At 67.1% G+C, this 19,630-nt stretch carries 20 protein-coding genes; 9 read left to right on the plus strand and 11 right to left on the minus strand.

From position 1 onward, the window contains the following. Positions 1-23 precede the first annotated feature (23 nt). The 5 genes from BVIR_RS04825 to BVIR_RS04845 all read right to left on the minus strand — a co-directional run bounded on the left by BVIR_RS04825 (position 24) and on the right by BVIR_RS04845 (position 3,777). Positions 24-869, minus strand: coding sequence for an AAA family ATPase (locus BVIR_RS04825; RefSeq protein WP_055036676.1), 846 nt, complete (start codon positions 867-869; stop codon positions 24-26). Between the two features lie 304 nt (positions 870-1,173). Beyond that, complete coding sequence (locus BVIR_RS04830; RefSeq protein WP_145911859.1) at positions 1,174-1,581, minus strand: hypothetical protein; 408 nt, start codon at positions 1,579-1,581, stop codon at positions 1,174-1,176. Between the two features lie 338 nt (positions 1,582-1,919). Beyond that, the gene (locus BVIR_RS04835) at positions 1,920-2,342 is read right to left on the minus strand and encodes a hypothetical protein (protein ID WP_082416714.1); all 423 of its coding nucleotides are present in this window, start codon (positions 2,340-2,342) and stop codon (positions 1,920-1,922) included. Then, the gene (locus BVIR_RS04840) at positions 2,339-2,656 is read right to left on the minus strand and encodes a rod-binding protein (protein WP_055036678.1); all 318 of its coding nucleotides are present in this window, start codon (positions 2,654-2,656) and stop codon (positions 2,339-2,341) included. Before BVIR_RS04840 ends, BVIR_RS04835 begins: the two co-directional genes overlap by 4 nt. Continuing rightward, a complete protein-coding gene (locus tag BVIR_RS04845; protein ID WP_055036679.1) occupies positions 2,656-3,777 on the minus strand; it encodes a flagellar basal body P-ring protein FlgI in 1,122 nt (373 codons plus the stop codon). Before BVIR_RS04845 ends, BVIR_RS04840 begins: the two co-directional genes overlap by 1 nt. 223 nt (positions 3,778-4,000) lie before the next feature. On the opposite strand from BVIR_RS04845, the gene BVIR_RS04850 reads away from it, so the two are divergent. Then, positions 4,001-4,426, plus strand: coding sequence for a flagellar assembly protein FliX (locus BVIR_RS04850; RefSeq protein WP_055036680.1), 426 nt, complete (start codon positions 4,001-4,003; stop codon positions 4,424-4,426). A gap of 219 nt (positions 4,427-4,645) precedes the next feature. Then, positions 4,646-5,011, plus strand: coding sequence for an RNA polymerase-binding protein DksA (gene dksA, locus BVIR_RS04855; RefSeq protein WP_417852052.1), 366 nt, complete (start codon positions 4,646-4,648; stop codon positions 5,009-5,011). A gap of 431 nt (positions 5,012-5,442) precedes the next feature. On the opposite strand, the gene flgH is transcribed toward dksA, so the two are convergent. From flgH to flgF, 4 genes are read right to left on the minus strand one after another with little or no spacing between them, the layout of a single operon-like run. Continuing rightward, positions 5,443-6,225 carry a flagellar basal body L-ring protein FlgH gene (flgH, locus tag BVIR_RS04860; protein WP_055036681.1) on the minus strand — a complete coding sequence of 261 codons (783 nt, stop codon included), beginning with the start codon at positions 6,223-6,225 and terminating at the stop codon, positions 5,443-5,445. Positions 6,226-6,251: 26 nt separating this feature from the next. Then, entirely contained in the window at positions 6,252-7,286 is a 1,035-nt protein-coding gene (gene flgA / locus BVIR_RS04865; protein ID WP_169788583.1) for a flagellar basal body P-ring formation chaperone FlgA, read from the minus strand. A gap of 19 nt (positions 7,287-7,305) precedes the next feature. Further along, positions 7,306-8,094, minus strand: a complete 789-nt coding sequence (gene flgG, locus BVIR_RS04870; RefSeq protein WP_055036683.1) for a flagellar basal-body rod protein FlgG — start codon at positions 8,092-8,094, stop codon at positions 7,306-7,308. Positions 8,095-8,127: 33 nt separating this feature from the next. Next, positions 8,128-8,886, minus strand: coding sequence for a flagellar basal-body rod protein FlgF (gene flgF / locus BVIR_RS04875; protein ID WP_055036684.1), 759 nt, complete (start codon positions 8,884-8,886; stop codon positions 8,128-8,130). 177 nt (positions 8,887-9,063) lie between these two features. Between flgF and fliL the strand changes: the two genes are divergently transcribed. From fliL to BVIR_RS04900, 5 genes are all read left to right on the plus strand, one after another. Beyond that, entirely contained in the window at positions 9,064-9,693 is a 630-nt protein-coding gene (fliL, locus tag BVIR_RS04880; RefSeq protein ID WP_335338141.1) for a flagellar basal body-associated protein FliL, read from the plus strand. Positions 9,694-9,705: 12 nt separating this feature from the next. Then, positions 9,706-10,926 carry a flagellar motor switch protein FliM gene (fliM, locus tag BVIR_RS04885; RefSeq protein WP_055036686.1) on the plus strand — a complete coding sequence of 407 codons (1,221 nt, stop codon included), beginning with the start codon at positions 9,706-9,708 and terminating at the stop codon, positions 10,924-10,926. Next, entirely contained in the window at positions 10,923-11,531 is a 609-nt protein-coding gene (locus BVIR_RS04890; protein WP_055036687.1) for a DUF6468 domain-containing protein, read from the plus strand. Before fliM ends, BVIR_RS04890 begins: the two co-directional genes overlap by 4 nt. A 20-nt stretch (positions 11,532-11,551) precedes the next feature. Further along, positions 11,552-12,322 carry a MotE family protein gene (locus BVIR_RS04895; RefSeq protein WP_055036688.1) on the plus strand — a complete coding sequence of 257 codons (771 nt, stop codon included), beginning with the start codon at positions 11,552-11,554 and terminating at the stop codon, positions 12,320-12,322. A 167-nt stretch (positions 12,323-12,489) separates the two neighbouring features. Then, the gene (locus BVIR_RS04900) at positions 12,490-16,185 is read left to right on the plus strand and encodes a tetratricopeptide repeat protein (RefSeq protein WP_145911858.1); all 3,696 of its coding nucleotides are present in this window, start codon (positions 12,490-12,492) and stop codon (positions 16,183-16,185) included. A gap of 94 nt (positions 16,186-16,279) precedes the next feature. On the opposite strand, the gene fliP is transcribed toward BVIR_RS04900, so the two are convergent. Both fliP and BVIR_RS04910 read right to left on the minus strand, forming a co-directional pair. Continuing rightward, positions 16,280-17,014, minus strand: a complete 735-nt coding sequence (gene fliP, locus BVIR_RS04905; protein ID WP_055038687.1) for a flagellar type III secretion system pore protein FliP — start codon at positions 17,012-17,014, stop codon at positions 16,280-16,282. 92 nt (positions 17,015-17,106) lie between these two features. Further along, entirely contained in the window at positions 17,107-18,360 is a 1,254-nt protein-coding gene (locus tag BVIR_RS04910) for a flagellar biosynthetic protein FliO (protein ID WP_236823713.1), read from the minus strand. Positions 18,361-18,656: 296 nt separating this feature from the next. Here BVIR_RS04910 and flgB point away from each other — a divergent pair, with 296 nt between their 5' ends. Both flgB and flgC read left to right on the plus strand, forming a co-directional pair. Next, a complete protein-coding gene (flgB, locus tag BVIR_RS04915; RefSeq protein ID WP_236823714.1) occupies positions 18,657-19,163 on the plus strand; it encodes a flagellar basal body rod protein FlgB in 507 nt (168 codons plus the stop codon). Between the two features lie 11 nt (positions 19,164-19,174). Beyond that, a complete protein-coding gene (flgC, locus tag BVIR_RS04920; RefSeq protein WP_055038688.1) occupies positions 19,175-19,585 on the plus strand; it encodes a flagellar basal body rod protein FlgC in 411 nt (136 codons plus the stop codon). Positions 19,586-19,630 lie beyond the last annotated feature (45 nt).

Genomic DNA, 19,630 nt, shown 5'->3' on the forward strand with positions numbered 1-19,630 from the left:
CTGGAAACCGTATGGGAGGCGCCTCACCGCCCCTCGCGGCGCGACAGGAACGCCAGCCGCTCGAACAAATGGATGTCCTGCTCGTTCTTGAGCAGCGCGCCATGAAGCGGCGGGATCAGCTTCTTGGGGTCGCGCTCGCGCAGTTGCTCGGGGGCGATGTCCTCCACCAGCAGCAGCTTGAGCCAATCGAGCAATTCCGAGGTCGAGGGCTTTTTCTTGAGCCCGGCAACGTCGCGCACTTCGTAAAAGGTGCGCAGGGCCTCGGCCACCAGCCGGTGCTTGATGCCGGGGAAATGCACCTCGACGATGGCTCGCATCGTCTCGGTGTCGGGAAACCGGATGTAGTGGAAAAAGCAGCGGCGCAGGAAGGCGTCCGGCAGCTCCTTCTCGTTGTTGGAGGTGATGATCACGATCGGCCGGCGCCGCGCTTTCACGGTCTCGCCGGTCTCGTAGACGAAGAACTCCATCCGGTCGAGTTCCAGCAGAAGGTCGTTCGGAAACTCGATATCCGCCTTGTCGATTTCGTCGATCAGAAGAACGGGGCGCTCGGCCGAGGTGAATGCGTCCCACAGCTTGCCGCGCTTGATGTAGTTGCGAATGTCCTTGACGCGCTCATCGCCGAGCTGGCTGTCGCGGAGCCGGGAAACGGCATCGTACTCGTACAGGCCCTGATGCGCCTTGGTGGTCGACTTGACGTGCCATTCGATCAGGGGGGCCGACAGCGCCTTGGCGATTTCGAGCGCCAGCACGGTCTTTCCGGTGCCGGGCTCGCCTTTCACCAGCAGCGGGCGCTCCAGCACGATGGCGGCGTTGACGGCGACCTTGAGGTCATCGGTAGCGACGTAGTCGGTGGTGCCCTGGAAGCGCATGTCCGATCCTTTGCCTAACGCGATCGAACACTAGGGAACGCAGCGGGCATCGGGCAAGCGGTTACCGGCATTTTCCGCGGGGGAGGAGATTTTGCAGGGGTTCGGCCCGAGGTGCGCGGCAATATCGACATCGCGACGGGGCCGCGGCTGCGACGGCAGACCGCCTCTGACGCCAACGGCCGTGTGCTGACGGCGGCCACGGACATGTTCGATCTCTTGATGAGGCGTTCGATCTGCTCAACGGCCAGATCGGCGGCCGCGACCTGTTGTCCGGGCAGGCGGGCAGATTGGCGTCGGGGCCGGATCAGGCGGCGGTGTCGGTTCGCGCCAATGCGACGATGACCGACTCGCCGTTCTCGATCGCCCGCGAATAGGCCCGCAGGCGCAACAGCGCGTGGTCCGGAATCTGATCGATGATCTGCTTGCTCCGTACGTCGATCATACGAAAAATGATATCGCGGGATTCGGTATCGAAAATGACCAGGGTCTCGATGTCGGACTCGGTTCCGTTGCTGGCCGAGGTCGCGTTGTCGCCACGTCGGCGCGGGCTGCCGGGAAGCGCTTCGATCTTTCCGCTTTCACCGGTGGCGATGACGGCCTTTTCGGGCTCAAGCTCGGTTGGCACGGCTTTCGGCAAAGGAACCGACTCTTCACGCGCAGCCCCGAACAGGGTCGTTCCCGCTGCCGGTCGGATCGTCAAGCCCGTTTCCATCCTGGCCTCCCTGCCGGCCGGAACGGAATGTCCCGGGGTTTCCAGCACAGCCTTATGAAGGCGTCAGCTTTGACGGTGGCAGCAAGGTCTTAAGCCCCTGTTAGGAAATGTGGTAAACGTGTGCGGAAATGGCGTGTAATTTCAGTCGCTTCACCGGGGGCGGTGCCTGTCGGCATCAAGCGGATCCGTCCCCGTCCGAGCTCGTCGTCGGCCGCACCGCGGGAGGGGGCGGCGACGGCGCGGCGATGAAGGTGCGCTCGGCTCACAGCGCGCGGCTTGCCGCGATCGGCCGGGGGCCGGGCGTCCTGGAACCTCTCGCTGCCGGCGCGGCCGGCCTCTCAGTAGGTTTGCGCGCGTTCCTGCGTGGCCATCTCGGTGGCGCCGCGGGCGATGCCCTCGGACACTGAGGGCGCCGTTGCCAGAACCGTCATGTTGGCCTCGAGCGCCGCGCGAAACTGAATGTAGCCCTGGCGGAACTCCTCGACCAGTTCGGGGATCGCCCGGCCGATGAAGGAAGCATTCGCCTTGAGGCACTCGATGTCGCGGATGTAGCGGCGTGCCAGCACGACCTTGCCCGCCTCGAGCTCGGCGAGTTGCGACACCTTTCCGGTGCGCACGATCTCGGTCTCGGTCTCGACCACCTCGAGCAACTTGTCCATGGTGTCTGCCAACCGCAGCACCAGGTCGCGCGCGCTCTCCGCGCTTTCGACAGCGCTCGGGGAGATCAGTTCGTGGGGCATGGCCCCCGCAATCGAGGTCATTTCCGGTTCTCCTGCAAAGCGAGAATGTCATTGTAGATTTGGTCGGTCATGCCGAGACCGCCGGCGGAGGCGATCGACTTGGTCCATTCCTGGACCACCATGCCGCGCCATGTCTCGACGCTGCTGCCGCCGCCGAACGGTCCTTCCTCGCCGAGGCCCTTGAACATCGGCTCGAGCATGGTGTTGAGAAACATCGCCTCGAAATCCTGCGCCGCTGCCCAGATCTTCGCGTTCTTGCCGGCCGGGGCGGTGGCGATGGTTTCCACCGCCATGCCGCCGCGCGAGATCAGGGCCGAAGACGAAATGCTGGCCATTACATCACCTCGATTTCGGCCTGGATGGCGCCGGCGGCCTTGATCGCCTGCAGGATCGAGATCATGTCGCGCGGGCCGATGCCGAGGGCGTTGAGGCCGTCGACCAGTTGCTGCAGCGACACGCCGCTTTGCACCACGGCCAGCTTGTGGCCATCCTCCTGCACGTCGATCTGCGTGCGCGGTGCCACCACGGTGCGGCCGTTCGAGAACGCGCCGGGCTGGCTCACCTGCGGGCCTTCGGTCACGGTCACCGTCAGGTTGCCCTGGGCGACGGCGACGGTCGACACCCGGACGTCGCGTCCCATCACGATGATGCCGGACTGTTCGTCGATCACCACGCGCGCGGTCTGGTCGGGCTCGATGCGAAGCTGCTCGATCTCGGTGAGCAGGCGAACGATGTTGCCGTGGAAATTCTTCGGTACGGCGACGTTGACGGTGGCGCGGTCGAGCGGCTCGGCGGTGGGCGCGCCGACGAAATCGTTGATCGCGGCGGCGATGCGTCGGGCGGTGGTGAGGTCGGGATTGCGCAAGGCCAGCCGGAGGCTGGTCATGCGCGGCAGAACGAATTCGATCTCGCGCTCGATGATGGCGCCGTTGGCGATGCGGCCGGCGGTCGGCACGCCGCGGGTGATTTTGGCGGCCTGCCCTTCGGCCTCGAAGCCGGCGATGGCGACCGAGCCTTGCGCCACCGCGTAGACGTTGCCGTCGGCGCCGAGCAGCGGCGTCACCAACAGCGTGCCGCCCTTCAGGCTCTTGGCGTCGCCGAGCGCGGACACCACGATGTCGATGCGGGTGCCCTGGGTGCCGAACGGCGGCAGCTTGGCGGTCACCACCACCGCGGCGACGTTGCCGGTTCGCATATTGACGCCGCGGGTGTTGACGCCGAAACGCTCCAGCATCGCCTGCAGCGACTGTTTGGTGAAGGGCGAGTTGTTGAGCGTGTCGCCGGTGCCGTTGAGGCCGACGACAAGGCCGTACCCGATCAGCTGGTTTTCGCGCACGCCCTCAATGTCGACGAGGTCTTTGATGCGCGACTGGGCGAGCGCGGCGGGAGCGGCGAGCACAACAACCAGCCCGACGGCGATTAGGTGGCCCGCAAGTCGGGCAAGAACGGCCAGCATCGATGCACTCCCAGGACTCGAACGAGCATGCCCTTGCCAATCACGTGCCAACTCGGAATGTGCTGATTATCCGGGGAGAAGCGTTGAAATCCGTTAACGCACAGCGGTCGCAGCCGGACAAAAGTTGCCGATGTCGGCAGTTCCTGCCGGGCTTTTCACGAAGTGTTAATCATGCGAGCCCAATGTTTCCAACGCATCCGCGGGGTGTGGGTGGGGGAGCGGTATGTTGATCGTCGGTCCTCGCAAGACGGGCAACGTGACGACCACAAACGGAGCGCGACAGGCGCGCGGCGGCTCCGCTGCCAGCTTCAGCCTCGAAGACTCCGCCGCCGTCTCAGAGTCGATCAAGACCTCCGCCGTGGCGGTGACCCAATCGCTCGATGCCCTGTTGATGGTGCAGGAAAGCGATCCGCGCGAGCGCCGCCGCCGCGCTGTGGCGCGCAGCCGCCAGGCGCTCGATTTGCTCGACGAGATGAAGCTGGCGTTGATCGCCGGCGAAAGCATCGGGCCGGCGCTTGCCCGGCTCGAAACAGCGGCCGCGGCGCTGCGCGAGCAGACCGGCGAGCCGGGGCTCGATTCGGTGATCGACGCCATCGACCTGCGCGTCGCGGTGGAGCTCGCCAAGCGCGGCCGAACGGTGCAACGCTGAACCGGTTGCCGGGCCGTAATTTCTATTTGACGATGTGATGACGCTGTTGGCCGTTGATGCGGCCGGTCGGGATGGCTATAAGCCCGACCGGTAACAGGACATGCCTCGATGCAGAACGGTGTCACCATGGCCAATGCTTCGAGCAACGAAACGGTCGATCCCACCGTTTCGTCGATCGTGATCGAGAGCGGCTACCAGCCCTCCGAACACGAACCGTTCATGAATGAACGACAGCGCGAGTACTTCCGCAGGAAGTTGCTCGGCTGGAAAGAGGATATCCTGAAAGAGAGCCGCGAAACGCTGCTCAATCTTCAGGAAGAAAACCAAAATCACTCTGATTTGGCTGACAGAGCTTCCTCGGAAACCGATCGCGCCATCGAATTGCGGGCCCGAGACCGCCAGCGCAAGCTGATTGCCAAGATCGATGCTGCGCTCGATCGTCTGGAAGACGGGTCCTACGGCTACTGCGAGGAGACCGGCGAGCCGATCTCGCTCAAGCGCCTGGAAGCTCGGCCGATCGCCACGCTGTCGGTGGAAGCCCAGGAGCGGCACGAGCGCCGCGAGCGGGTCTATCGGGACGATTGAGCCCGACCCATCGCCAAGCTTGGACCAGCGCCAGCCCCGGCCCCACGTCAAGAGTTGTGCGAACGCCGGCCTCCCGCGAGGCCGGCGTTCGCCGTTCGATGCGGCGTTCGCGGTCGCGACATGACGTTCGGGCGCGGCCGAAGCGCTGCGCTTCCGTATCGGAAAGCAAAGCGCGGCCCCCGCGGGGAGGGCGGAGGCCGCGCGCTGAATGCCGCCTCGTGCTGGGGAGCAGGCGGCTGGGACCCTGGGCCACCCGGGAGTGGGTGGGCAGCCGGCGGGCCATACGGTTCCGAACCGCCGTCGCGGCGGTCCGGGGCCGAAAGGGGGGCGAAGGGTGACGCAAGACCTGCACCTCTTCGCCGCGGACCATCCGGTCCGTAATCTGTCTCCGTAACGTGGTTCCGTAACCTGGCGCCGTAACTGGCGAGCGGTCAGAACGGCAGGATGATGTCGAGCACCTGCTGGCCGTAGCGCGGCTGCTGGATGTCGGTGATCTGGCCGCGGCCGCCATAGGCGATGCGGGCCTGGGCGATCTTCTCGGACGCGATGGTGTTGTCGGATTCGATGTCCTCGGGCCGGACGATGCCGGCGACGATCAGCTCGCGGATCTCGAAATTGACGCGGATTTCCTGCTTGCCCTCGACCACCAGATTGCCGTTCGGCAGCACCTGGGTGACCACGGCCGCGACGTTGGTCTCGAGTTCCTCGGAGCGCGTCACGCTGCCCTTGCCGTCATAGGTCGAGGTCGAGTCGGTCGACAGCATGGCCGACGGGATCGCCGCACCGAGCAGCGGGATTTTGGACTTGCCGAGCATCGCGTCGATGTTCGACTGGTCGGAATTGGTGCGGTCGCGCTTGGTCTCGTTCTCGATCTCGGCCTTGTCGGTGAACTTGACCTTCACCGTCAGGATGTCGCCGACCTGCTGGGCGCGCTGATCCTTGAAGAAGGCACGCGAGCCGTTCCTCCACAGCGAATTGGGGCTGTAGGAGGCCGGAATCGGGTCCGGCATCGGCATCTGAACCGGTTTGTAGTTTGTCTGGGCGGTCGGGTTCTCGATCGCCGACAGCGCCGGCTGCTGGCCGACATTGGCCATGCGGTCGAATGCAGCGCAACCGCCGACGGCAGCCGCCGACACGCCGACGAGCGCCAGCCGGAGCAGCGAGGAGGTGAGTGGCCGGGACCTTTCGGACCGGAACGGAACGCGCGGGGCCATGGGATACGCCTTTCGAACGCGACGACTTAACTGCGGGGCTGGGCGGAGGGCCGGATGATCTCGGTTCGAACCGGGGTCGACCCGGTCACGGTCGGATCAGTCGGCCCGAGGGCGCTGCTGGCGATCGTCGGTCCCGCCGAAACGGTAACGGTTCCGGGCGCGGTAACAGCACCTTGAATGATGCGCTTGGACTGGAGGTTGGTGACGCTGACGATGTCGCCCTCGGCACCGGACGAATTGGCCTTGCCGCGGGTTGTCAGCGATACGCCGGGGACGGCGAACACCAAGTTGACGATGTCGTTGCGGCTCACCAGGTCTGGCTTCACCAGGTCGGCGGCGCGGAGCATCTGGCCTGCCTGGAGGGCGCGGCGCGGGGCCATGCCGATGGCGGAGTCGGCGGACACGAAGCCGTCGTTGGCAAGCTCGCTACGCGGCCGCCGCTCGACGATCAGGTCGCCGTCGCGCAATGCCTCGCCGCGCGCCACCGAGCGGGCCAGCACCACCGCCTCGGTCGTCACCACCGCGACACCGGAGATCCGCAGCGCCTGCCGACGCGCCGCGTCCGAACCCGGCACTTCGATTCCGGCGTCGAACCGGCCGGAGCGTGGGTCGAAACTGAGGCGCACGACCTGGAGATTGGCGGTGGCGGTCTCCTCGACATGCGTTTCTTTCAGCGGCCGGTCGAGCGCGAGGTCGAGGTCTTTGGCGCGCAGCGAGGATTCGCGGGCGATGGCTTCGGCAAGCGCGGCCTTGACGGTGTCGGGGTGGAGGATGCGGCTGCGGCGGGTGACCACCACCTCTGCCAGCCCATGGGTGTCGATGGCGTCCAGGCCATGCGGACGCACCGCCTCCAGGACGCGGTCGACCCCGACCGAGCCGGTGGTGCCGAGGTCGGGTGAGCGAAACACCGCGACGTCGGTAGCCCGACCGGCATGGTCGATGAGATCGCCGATACGGACGACGTCGGCGGCGACGGTGACGGAGGAGCGCAGCGTCGGCGCCTGCGCCAGGGCATTGGTTGCCGCAAATAGTGCGGCCAGCAGCGCAAAGGGTCGGATCATGGCGCTCATCCTTCAGCGGTCAGCGCGACAGGCTTGCGGTCGTCTGCAGCATCTCGTCCGCTGCGGTGACGACGCGGGCGTTCATCTCGTAGGCGCGCTGCGCCGAGATCAGGTCGGTCAGCTCGGTCACCGAGTTGACGTTCGCCGCTTCGAGGTAGCGCTGCAGGGTGTTGCCGAACCCTTCGGAGCCGGCCGTGCCCTGCTGCGGCGTGCCCGACGCTGCGGTCTCCAGGAACAGGTTGTCGCCGACGGCTTCGAGGCCGGCCTTGTTGACGAACCGCGCCAGCTGCAACTGGCCGAGCACCGTCGAGGTGGTGTTGGTGCCGATGATCGCGGACACCTGACCGAGCGAGTTGACGGTGATGTTGCTGGCGTTGTTCGGGATGGTGATGCCGGGGTTCACGGTGTAGCCGTCGACCGTCACGATCTTGCCGTTGGCATCGAGCTCGAACGAGCCGTCGCGGGTGTACGCGGTGCGGCCGTCGGGCAGGTCGACCTGGAAGAAGCCCTCGCCGCGGATGGCGACGTCGAGGTCCTTTTCGGTCGAGGTCAGGGTGCCCTGGCTCATGATCCGCGTCGTCGCCGCGGTCTTCACGCCCGAGCCGACCTGGATGCCGGTCGGAACCATGGTGCCCTGGTCGGAGGTGTTGGAGCCGACCCGGCGCTGGCTCTCATAGAGCAGATCCTGGAACTCGGCGCGCTGGCGCTTGTAGCCGGTGGTCCGCATGTTGGCGATGTTGTTGGAGATGACGCTGACGTTCAGCTCCTGGGCCATCATGCCGGTGGCGGCGGTGTACATGGCACGCATAGAAAAACCTTCCTACGTTCGATCGGGGCCGGGTCACGACTGGACGTCGGCGAGGGTTTTGATGGCTTCCTGGCGCAGGTCGTCACCGCTCTTCATCAGCGACGCCAGCGTGGTGTAGGACCGCGTCACGTCCATCATCCGGGTGAGCTGGACCACGGGCTGGACGTTGGATTGCTCGACCGCGCCCTGGATCACCCGCGTGGTCGGCAGCTGGGCTTCGGCGGGGGCGTTGGAGCGCCAGGTCGAGACGCCGTCCTTGTCGAGCGCACGGGGATCGCCGAACCGGGACAGCTTGAGCTTGCCGCGGTTGGACGTGGTGTTGCCGTTCACCGTCGAGATCGACCCGTCGGCGGCGATGTTGATGTTGTTGTCGGTCGGCTCGAACCGGATCGGGCCGCTGTCGCCGACCACCCGGAAGCCTTCGTGGGTGACCAACTCGCCGTCGCGGTTGATCTCGAACGAGCCGTTGCGCTGATAGCGCTGCTCGCCGCCGGGCAGCTCGACGGTGAAGAACGCATCGCCCTCGATCGCCAGATCGAGCGGGTTGCCGGTGGTCTTGAGCGCGCCGGGCGCCTGATCGTGTGCGGTGGCGAGGTCCTGGACGAACGACACGCGGCGATCCGTTCGCCGGAAGGTTTCGTCGCGCGCCACCGGCATCATGTATTCTTCGAACACGACGCGCTCGGCCTTGAAGCCGGTCGTCGTCAGATTCGCCAGATTGTTGGCGATGACGTCGAGCTCTCGGCGCAGGGTAACCTGGCGCGACAACCCGACGAGAGATGCATTCTCCATCGGTCACTCCCCGGGATTGTCGCGCGCTCCCCAGCACCGCAATCCCGAGACCGGATAAGCATCCGGCGTGCCACTACAAAAACCAATTAAAAAACAATGGGATATAACGTCAGCGCCGGGCCGTCGCCGCGGCAATAAACGCCACATTTACCATAAAGACCAGGCAAGAATTGCCGGGTGCAAGCATTCGTTAACCATTTCCGCATTAATGTTTTGCCAATCGGCGCGAGGGGTCGCGCGCTTACAGCGAAATTAACCGCGCTGTGGCTGCTCCCGTGTACCGTCGCCAAGTCGACGAGGCGGAACATGGCCAAGAATTCAAGTAAAAGTGCGAGTGAACAGGAAGACGGCGCCGAGGGCGTTCGACCTGGCGGCGGAAAAAAGAAGCTAATCCTGATCAGTGGTGCCGTTGTGTTGGCGCTGGCGTTGGGGGGCGGCGGCTTCTATTTCTTCAAGAAGGGTGACGAGCGCCGCATCGAGGATGCCAAGCTGGCGGCGCCCAAGCCGGTATTCTTTGAATTGCCTGATATCACCGTGAATCTCGCCGGCAATCCCGGCCGCCCGCTCTATATGCGGGTCAAGGTGGTGATCGAGGCGCCAGACCCGATGACCCTTGAGGCGCTCAAGCCGGTGATGCCGCGGGTCGCTGACTCTTTCCAGGTCCACATGCGCGAGATGCGCCAGACCGATCTCGAAGGCTCGGCCGGCATCTACCGCCTGCGCGAGGAACTGACGCGGCGGGTCAACGCCGCGATCGCGCCGGCACGGATCAACGCCGTGCTGTTCAAAGAAATCGTTGTCCAGTGAGCGGGTCGTCCCATGTCTGGCATGAATGACATCGACCAGGATACCCTCGCTGCCGAATGGGGCATGGCCCTCGAGGAGCAGGCCAAGGGCGGCGGTGGCGGCCACGGCGCTGCCGCTCCCGAAGAGGCCGGCGGCGGCACTGACGATGCCATGGCGGCGCAGTGGTCGGCGATGGTCGACGACGGCGGGCAGTTTCTGCAGGCCGCCAAGGGCGGGGCCGAACGCATCCTGAACCAGGATGAGATCGATAGTCTGCTCGGCTTCAATCACGAGACGCTGAGCTTCGGCGACAATTCGGGCATTCGCGCCATCATCGACTCCGCGATGGTGTCGTATGAGCGTCTGCCGATGCTCGAGATCGTGTTCGATCGCCTGGTGCGGTTGATGACGACCTCGCTTCGCAACTTCACCTCCGACAACGTCGAAGTCTCGCTCGACCGCATCACCTCGGTGCGGTTCGGCGAATATCTCAACTCGATCCCGCTGCCGGCGATCCTCTCGGTTTTCAAAGCCGAGGAGTGGGAGAATTTCGGCATCTTCACCGTCGACTCCGCGCTGATCTACGCCATGATCGACGTGCTGCTCGGCGGGCGGCGCGGCCAGACGGCGGCGCGCGTCGACGGCCGGCCCTACACCACGATTGAGATCAACCTCGTCAAGCGCATGATCGAGGTGGTGCTGGCGGACGCCGAGCTGGCGTTCAAGCCGGTGTCGCCGGTGCACTTCAATATCGACCGGCTGGAAACCAATCCGCGCTTTGCCGCCATCTCGCGGCCGACCAACGCCGCCATCCTGGTGCGCCTGCGCATCGACATGGAGGACCGCGGCGGGTCCATCGAGCTCCTGGTGCCCTACGCCACCATTGAGCCGATCCGTGAGACGCTGCTGCAGGCGTTCATGGGCGACAAGTTCGGTCGCGACCCGATCTGGGAAGGCCATCTGGCGACCGAGATCTGGCAGACGGCCATCGACATCGACTCCGTGCTCTACGAAGCCGAGTTGCCGCTGTCGCGCATCATGTCGCTCCGGGAGGGCGACACCTTGATGCTGGACATCAAGCCGGACGCGCTGGTCAAGGTGCGGTGCGGCGACGTCGTTCTCACCGAAGGCCGTATGGGCAGGGTCGGCGATCGCGTCGCCGTTCGGGTCGCCAGACCGCTGCGCAAGTCTAAAACCACCCTCGCAATGTTTGAAATGGCAGACGCTTCGAAGAAGCGGATGGAGGCAGCATGACCGGTTCCTGGCTCGCAATGGTGATCGAGTTGATCGTCGCCGGCCTGTTGGCCACGACCATCGCGTATTGCGTCATCCTCAACCGCCGGCTGACCCATCTGCGCGGCGACGAAAAGGCGCTCAAGCAGACCGTCGTTGAGCTGATCGCCGCCACTGGAACCGCCGAGCGGGCGATTGCCGGCCTGAAGATGACGGTGCGTGAGTGCGACACCAATCTCGGCGACCGCATCCGGCTGGCAGAGCGCTTCACCGCCGAGATGGACAAGCAGCTTCGCGCCGGCCGCGACGTGGTCGAGCGGATCGTGCAGATCACCGACGCCGCTCGGCCGACCGTGATGGCACCGCGCTCGGTGGTGGTGCCGGCCCCGACCACGGGCGTGGCCGCCCCGGCGGCGCCGACGGCCACTGCCACCGCCGCCGTCGCGCCTGTGGTTGCAGCGCCGGCCGAGCCGGCCCGTCTCGACCCCGCCAAGCTTGAGGGCTTCGCCGGTGCCGGCCTTGCCGCCTTCCGGGCTGCGGCCGAACGTCGGCCGATGGGCGCCAATGTGACGCTGCAGACCGCCCAGGCGCTGGCCGAACGCACCCGCCAGCGGGCTGCGGGCTGACCAATCCAAGGAGACGTCCGGTGCGTGAGGTTCGTCTGCTTCCGATTGTGTTGGTGGCTGTCGCCAGCCTTCTGTCGCTGAAGACGCTGTGGCTCGTGACCGCCGGCGGGTCGGCGCCGAAGGGACCGGAAACCGTGGTCGCCGAGCCGGCCCCGGCCGCAAAGCATGCTACGCCTGACGTTACTGTTACCGGTTCTGCGTCGCTGCCGGCCGAGCTGGACGTTGCCGTTACCGGATCGTCCAAGCCGGCCGAGCCGGCCGCTTCTGCCAAGCCCGAGCCGCTGCCGGCGCCGGGGCCGCTGCCGGGGCCGGTGACGCAGGTGCCGACCGAGCCCGACCAGAACACGCTGTCGGCCGGCGAAAAGGCGCTGCTGCAGCGCCTGCAAGAGCGCCGCCAGGAACTCGAAGCGCGGGCGCGCGAACTCGATATGCGCGAGGGCATGCTGAAGGCCGCCGAGAGTCGGCTGGATGCTCGCCTTCAGGAGGTCAAGGCGACCGAAGCGCGGATCACCGCGGCCAACGCGGCCAAAGAAGAGGTCGACAACCAAAAGCTGAAGGGTCTCGTCATCATGTACGAGGCGATGAAGGCCAAGGACGCCGCCCGCATCTTCGATCGGCTCGACGTGAAGCTCGCGGTCGAAGTCGCGGGGCTGATGAACCCGCGCAAGTTCTCCGATGTGTTGGCGCAGATGACGGGAGAAGCCGCCGAGCGCATTACCGTCGAGCTGGCCAACCGCAGCCCCAGGGCGCCGTCGGGGGCGCTGCCGAAGATCGAAGGCCGCAAATCGTAGGCGGGCGTCAAGTCGTCGTTAAACCACATATGTCAAAGTCGGCCGAGGTCGTGGTCTGACGAGCGAGGGCAGGGATGCTGAAACTTGGCTGCAGGCGGCAGCTGCATCGCGCCTTCCGGGGAAGCGTCCCGGCGGCAGTATTCCTGCGCGCGCTGGTGATTGTGTTGGTGGCAGGCGGGGTTGGCGCCGCCGCGCCGCTGCAGGCGCAGGAGCGCAGCAGCCAGGACCGGGCTAACCAGGACCGTGCCAACCAGGACCGCGTCAGGGTGGTTCTATCGGCGAAGGCGGCCGATGGCTACGGCCGGCTGGTGTTCGACTTCGAGGAGCCGGTCTCGCCGCAGGTGCAGGTCGCAAATGGCGTGGTGGTCATTACCACCGCCCGCCCGATCCGGCTGTCGAGTTCACGGGTCGAGAAACTGCCGAGCCAGTTCCGCGGCGGCTATCTCGCCGCGGCGCGGGTCGACCCCGACGGGCGCGGCATCCGTCTCGCGCTGGACCGCAAGCTCACCGTCAACAGCATGGAGGCGGGCGAAAAGCTGTTCATCGACCTGTTGCCGGATGGCTGGACCGGGCTGCCGCCCGGACTGCCGCAGGAGGTGATCGACGACCTCGCCAAGCGCGCTCTTCAGGCTGAAAAGCGGGTCCGTCAGCTCGGCGACCAGGCGAAGCGGGAAAAGCACGTCGTCAAGCTGCACGTTGCCGAGGCGCCGACCTTTTCGCGCTTCGTGTTCGACGTGCCGAGCGGGCTCGAAATCCTGACCCATCGCGACGACAACGGTTTCACCACGCTGTTCACCGGCGACGTCGCCGTCGAACTCGGCGACAGCAAGGGCCGGTTGCCGCCGGCGGTGACCGGCCTCGACATCGATTACTCCGGAAACGGCGCGGCGGTACGTTTGGCGGTGGCGCCGGACGTCGACGTGCGCAGCTTTCGGGAGGATGCCTCGTTCTCGGTCGACGTGACGCCGCCGAAGGGCGCACGGGCCGGCGCTGTGGCTGCAGTTCGCGCCGCACAACAGGGCGACGTCAATGCTGCGCCGGCACCGGTCGAGCGCCGCCGTGCCGCAGACGACCCCGCCGCCCGGCTGGAGCAGTTGATGCCGTTGGAAGCGGCCAACGCCAAGCCGGTGCCGCAACCTGCCCCGCCGCTGCCGCCTCAGGCCGCGGCCGCGCCGCCGAAGCCGGCGGCCGCGCCGCAGTCGGCCGACGCCGTGGCGCCGCCATTTGCGGACGCGCCCACCAAACCCCCGGCAGATACGGCTGCCGCGCCGGAGTTGCCGAACACCGCAGCGCGTCCGGCCGAGACGCCGCACGCCGCGAACCCGTCGCCCAAGCCCGCCCCGCCGACCCAGGCGCCGGCCAAGGCTGCCGCCCCCATCGCTCCGGCCAAGGTGGCGGACCAGTCGCGCCCCGGCGTGGTGGCGGCCGACATGGAGCGGCAGGGCAGCATCCTGAAGCTCAATTTCCCATTCACGACGCCGACCGCGGCGGCGGTGTTCCGGCGCGGCGAGAGTTTGTGGCTGGTGTTCGACACCGACAAGGTGCTCGACGTCACCGAACTGACCAACGACAAATCCGGCACCTTCCGCGAGGTGCAGTCGAGCCAGACCGAAAGTGGCTACGTGGTCCGGATGCGGCTGGCGCGGCCGTGGGTGGTCGGCGCCGAAGCGCAGGGGTTCGCCTGGAGCATCGCGCTCGGCGAAATGGTGCTGGAGCCGACGCTGCCGATCACGCCGGCGCGTCAACTGGCCGACGGACGCTCGCTGCTAGCGCTGCCGCTGGACGGCGCCCATCGCGTCCACCGCCTGAGCGATCCCGATGCCGGCGACGTCATCCTGACCGCCACCGCGCCGGGGCCGACCCGCGGCATTTCGCGGAACCAGGAATATGTCGAGTTCTCGCTGATCGCCACCACGCACGGCGTTGCCGTACTGCCGATCGCCGACGACCTCGCCGTCGAGGCGCTGGGCGACAAGGTTACGGTGTCGCGGGCGGGTGGGCTGCTGCTGTCGGCACCGGGCCTGTCCACCGCCAGCAAGCGCAGCCCGCGCGGCCGCCCGGTGGAGCTCGATCCGCAGCTGTGGGGGGCCGAGCGCGCCGAGCCGTTCCAGCGCCGCCTGACCGAGCTGATCACGGCCGCTTCCGAAGCCACCGACCGCAATCGGCGTGCGGTGCGGTTCGATCTGGCGCGGTTCTACTTGGCGCAGGGCTTCGCTGCCGAGGCGCGCGGGGTGCTCGACACCCTGATCGGCGACAGCGGGCCGTCCGACGACGCAATGCCCTACCTGCTGCGGGCGATGGCCTGGATGAATCTCGGCCGCAACGCCGAGGCCATGAAGGACCTCGCCCATCCGCTGCTGGCGACCTCGCTCGACGCGGCGGTGCTGCGCGGCATCGTCCACACCAACGAAGGGCGCTGGCGCGAGGCGCGCGAGAACTTCGCCGCCGCTGCCGGCATCGTGGCGACGCTGCCGATCGACATGCAGCGTCAGGCGGTCGCGGCGGCGACCCGCGCTGCGGTCGAGCTGCGGGACTTCGAGGGCGCGGCGCGTACCTATTCGGAATTCGAGACCGTCGGCATTCCACGCGAGCTCGAAGGCGAGGTCGCGGTGCTGGCGGGCCGCATCGCCGAGGGCAAGGGCCAGCCGGACGAGGCGATGGCCGCCTATCAGCGGGCCCAGCGGCAGGAGGATTCGCCCCCGGCCGCCGAGGCGCGCTACCGCGCGCTGGCGATGCGGCTGGCCGCCGGCAAGGTGAGCCGCGACGAGGCCATCAACGAGCTCGAAGGCCTCACCGTGATGTGGCGCGGCGACCGCACCGAGCTCGAAGGGCTCGCCACGATCGGCCGGCTCTACGTCGATGCGGGCCGTTTCCGCGACGGCTTCCGGACCCTGGAGGCGGCCAATATCTCGCACCCGGCCTCCGACATCACCCGCAACCTGTCGCAGACCATGGCGAGCGCCTTCGCCGACCTGTTCCTGGAGCAGCGCGGCGACACGCTGTCGGCGATGGAGGCGCTGGGTATCTTCTACGACTATCGCGAACTGGTCCCGGTCGGCCGTCGCGGCGACGAGATGATCCGGCGGCTGGCGGATCGGCTGATCTCGGTCGATCTGCTCGAACAGGCCGCCGAACTCCTGAGCCATCAGGTTGAAAAGCGTCTGCAGGGCGCGGCGCGGGCGCAGGTCGCCGCCAAGCTGGCGATGGTTTACCTGAAGAACCGCAAGCCGGATCTTGCGCTGAAGACGCTGCGCGCCACCCGTCTGGCCGATCTGCCCAACGACATCCACGACCAGCGTCTGCTGCTGGAGGCGCGGGCGACCTCGGAGATCGGCCGGCACGACCTCGCCCTCGAACTGATCGAGGCCCAGCGCGGCAAGGACGTCGACCGCCTGCGCGCCGACATCCTGTGGGCGGCCAAGCGCTATGGCGAGGCCGCCGAGGCGATCGAGCGCGCCCATGGCGAGCGCTGGAAGAGCTTTGCGCCGCTCGCCGACAACGAGCGGCAGGACGTTCTCACTGCGGCGGTGGGCTATGCGCTGGCAGAGGATAAGCTCGGCCTGGAGCGGTTCCGCAGCCGCTACGCCGCCAAGATGGCCGACGGGCCGGACCGCGGCGCGTTCGACGCGGTGTCGAACTCGTTCGGCCTCGATACCGCCGAACTGCGCGACATTGCCCGCTCGGTGTCGTCGGTGAATACGCTGGAGCGCTTCCTGCGCGACTACCGCGAGCGTTACGACGAGACCAAGGCGCCAGTCGGCGGGCCCGCCGAGCTCCAGCCCGCCGAGCCCCAACCCGCCGCGCCTGCAGCGGAGCAGGCCCCGGCGCAGCAGAGCAGTGCGCCTACGCCGGCGCGCGGCTGATAATAACGTACTGGACGCCGATGAACTCCGGCGCCGACTGTCGGTCGGCGCCCACAAGGCCGATCACGCCCCCGCATGCTGGTGCATGGGGCCGCTAAACCCCGTAGCTCTTCACCAGCGATCCGGCCACCAGGTTCCAGCCGTCGACCAGCACGAAGAAGATCAGCTTGAACGGCAGCGACACCACGATCGGCGGCAACATCATCATGCCCATCGACATCAGGATCGAGGCCACCACGAGGTCGATGACAAGAAACGGCACAAACAAAAGAAAGCCGATCTCGAACGCCCGTTTGAGCTCGGAAATCATGAAGGCCGGCAGCAGCACCCGCAGCGACACCTGTTCCGGACCGGCCGGCCGTTCGGGGCCGGCGAGGTCCATGAACAGCGCGAGGTCCTTCTCGCGCACGTTCTTCAGCATGAAGGTCTTGAACGGTGCGGTGCCGCGCTCGAACGCCTGCTCCAGGCTGATCTCGTTGCGGGTGAGCGGCTTGATGCCGCCCTCCCAGGCCTGCTCGAAGGTCGGCGCCATCACGAACGCGGTGAGGAACAGCGCAAGGCTGATCATCACCGCGTTGGGCGGCGCGGTGCCGGTCCCGATGGCGGAGCGCAGCAGCGACAGCACCACCACGATGCGGGTGAAGGAGGTCGCCATCACCAGGAGCGAGGGCGCCAGCGACATCACGCTGAGCAGCGCGATGAGCTGAACCGCCCGCTCGGTCAGCCCGGTTCCCTGGCCAAGCGAGATGGAGAAATCCTGCGCCGCCGCTCCCTGCGGCAGCAGCGCGGCCAAAGCGGCGACGCCGGCGAGCGCCGCGAGCCGAGCCAGCCGGCGCGATGCGACGATTGACGACGACAGCCTCGAACCGACCGGGGAGGCGCGATGCGCGAAAGCCCGGCCGGGCAGCAAGAACGCCAAACTCACGGACGATTTCCGCGACCGAGCAGGCTGGCCATCTCGTCCTCGAGATTGTCGAATACGGTGCGGGCCTTGTCGTCCGGCGTGTCAGGCTGGGGGTCGATCGGCTTGACGTGCGGCATGTCCTCGGCCTTGGCGTCGGGGGCGAGGACGGTGTCGCTCGGCGGAACGGGCGGTGTGACGACCGGGGCGGCTGCGGGCTCATGCGCGGGCGGAACCGCCAGCTGGGGCACCGGGCGCGGCTCGGCCGCCGGTTCGGGACGGATCTCGAGGCGCGGCACCGGCGGCGGCGCCGGCTCCGGCTCGACGACGGGAGTTTCGCTCGGCCTCGTCAGGATGGTCTCGCGCCGCACCGCGAATTCCTCGGCGGGGGAGAGGCGGGGCCGCGGCCGGCTGGGCTCGCTGCGCGCCGGCTGCATCAGCCGCTCAAGCTCGGCGAATTCCGGCGTCGATGCCTGTGGCTCAGGCGTGGGGCGCGCGGCAGCCGCCGGGGCGCCGAGCGTGGGCTCGGCCGGCGGACGGGTCCCGGCCGGCTCCGGACGCGGCGCCGGCTTGAACGAGCGCAGCAGCGATTCGCGCGGGGCCGGCTCCGGCCGGCTCGGCGGCGGTGGCCGGATGCCCTCAGGCCGCGGCATGTCCGGGCGCTCGCGGCGCCCGGACATCTGCCCCAGGTCCGGACGGGTCTCCGTCCGGGTGTCCGGTCGCGGCTCGGGCCGTGAGGGCGAATCGCGAGTGACGGCGGGTTCCGGCGCCGGCTCGGCGGCCATGGTCGAGCGCACCTCGGCAAGCGCCTCGCGGGCGCCCGCCATGTCGCGCGCCATCGTATCGCGGGCGGTCGGCTCGCGGGCGGCCATCTCCCGGCCGACGTGATCGCGGGGACTTGGATCGCGGGCACTCGGGTCGCGGGGAATCGCCTCGCGGGCGACCGGCACGTCGCGCGGCGGTGCCTCGCGTGGCTGCGGTGCGGTGCGGACGATATTGGATTCGACCACGATGTCGGTCGGCCCGCCGATCAGCAGCAGGTGCTCGACATTGTCGCGGCGGACCAGGACAAGCCGGCGGCGGCCGTCGACCGTGGCGTGATCCATCACGCCCAGTCGCGGCATCCGGCCCCGGCCGCTGGAACTGCCGATGACACTGCCGCCGCCGAACCGGCGCACCAGCCACAACGTCCCGCCGAGCAGGCCGAGGACGAATGTCAACGCCACCAAATATTTCAGGACGGAGCCCAATTCGCCACCCAGGATTTCGGACACGGATTCCTCCTCGCGAACCAAGGCGCACGATAATCGCAACCCAGGTTAAAACCTAGCGGTAGCAATTGCCTAGCGCATGCTTAAGCACTGGTAAATAAACGTGACCGTGGCAAGGCGAGCCGTGGCAAAGGCGCGGCGGTTGCCGCCCGTTTGCGTCCGGCGGCTGCCGCGGGCGGCCGCGTCGGCCAAAGTCGGGGCGTGATAAGTGACTGAATAAGAACGAAAAAATATCCGGGCGCAGGCGGGTGCGGCGGTCGGCGCCAGCGAACTCGCCGGGTCGTCGCCGGATGACACAATTGGCCACGTTTACCGTTATTAACCCCAAATTAACCATGGCCCCGGCAGATTGTGCCCGGATCGGCGCGGTGTTGTGTCGGCTGAAGGGCAGATCGATGATTCTCAATGACGTGCCACTGGTCGGGATGCTGAAGACCCGCATGGGCTGGCTCGAGGACCGTCAGCGTGTGCTCGCGCAAAACGTCGCCAACGCCGACACTCCCGGGTTCCGCACCCGCGACATTGAGCCGCTCGACTACCGGAAGGCGGTCAGCCAGCCGCCGCCGCAGAAGACGACGCTGGCGCTCACCAATCCCGAACACATCGCGGCGACCGCGAGCGGCGACAGCGACCGTTACGGCCGGCCGCGCGTCAAGACCTCCGAGATCCGCCCGAGCGGGAATGCGGTGGTTCTCGAAGAAGAGATGATGAAGGTTGCGCAGAATCAAATCGATTATCAGGCGGCAACCTCGCTCTATTCACGCAGTCTTGGCCTGATCAAGACTGCCCTTGGCAAGTCTCGGTGAGGGTGGGGATCATGGATTTCGTCAAGTCGTTGAGCATCGCCGCGACGGGCCTGCGCGCCCAGGCCGGCCGCATGCGGGTTATCGCCGAGAACCTCGCCAACGCCAATTCGACCGCCTCATCGACCGGCGGCGATCCCTACCGCCGCAAGGTGCCGACGTTCGAGGCCAAGTTCGACCGCGAACTCGATGCCCAGACCGTCTCGCTCGGCCGCATCCAGCGCGATACCTCCGAGTTTCAGAACCGTTACGAGCCCGGTCACCCGGCGGCCGATGCGCGCGGCTATGTCCGTTATCCGAACGTCAATTCGCTGATCGAAGCCGCCGATTTGAAAGAAGCGCAGCGGAGCTACGAAGCGAACCTCAACGTGGTCACCGCAACCCGCCGGATGATCACGAAGACTCTCGATCTGTTGCGTACCTGAAAATAGTTACACCGCGTTTCTGACGGCAAGTGCGTTGCGTATCGG

Source organism: Blastochloris viridis, from assembly GCF_001402875.1.
Classification (GTDB): Bacteria; Pseudomonadota; Alphaproteobacteria; order Rhizobiales; family Xanthobacteraceae; genus Blastochloris; species Blastochloris viridis.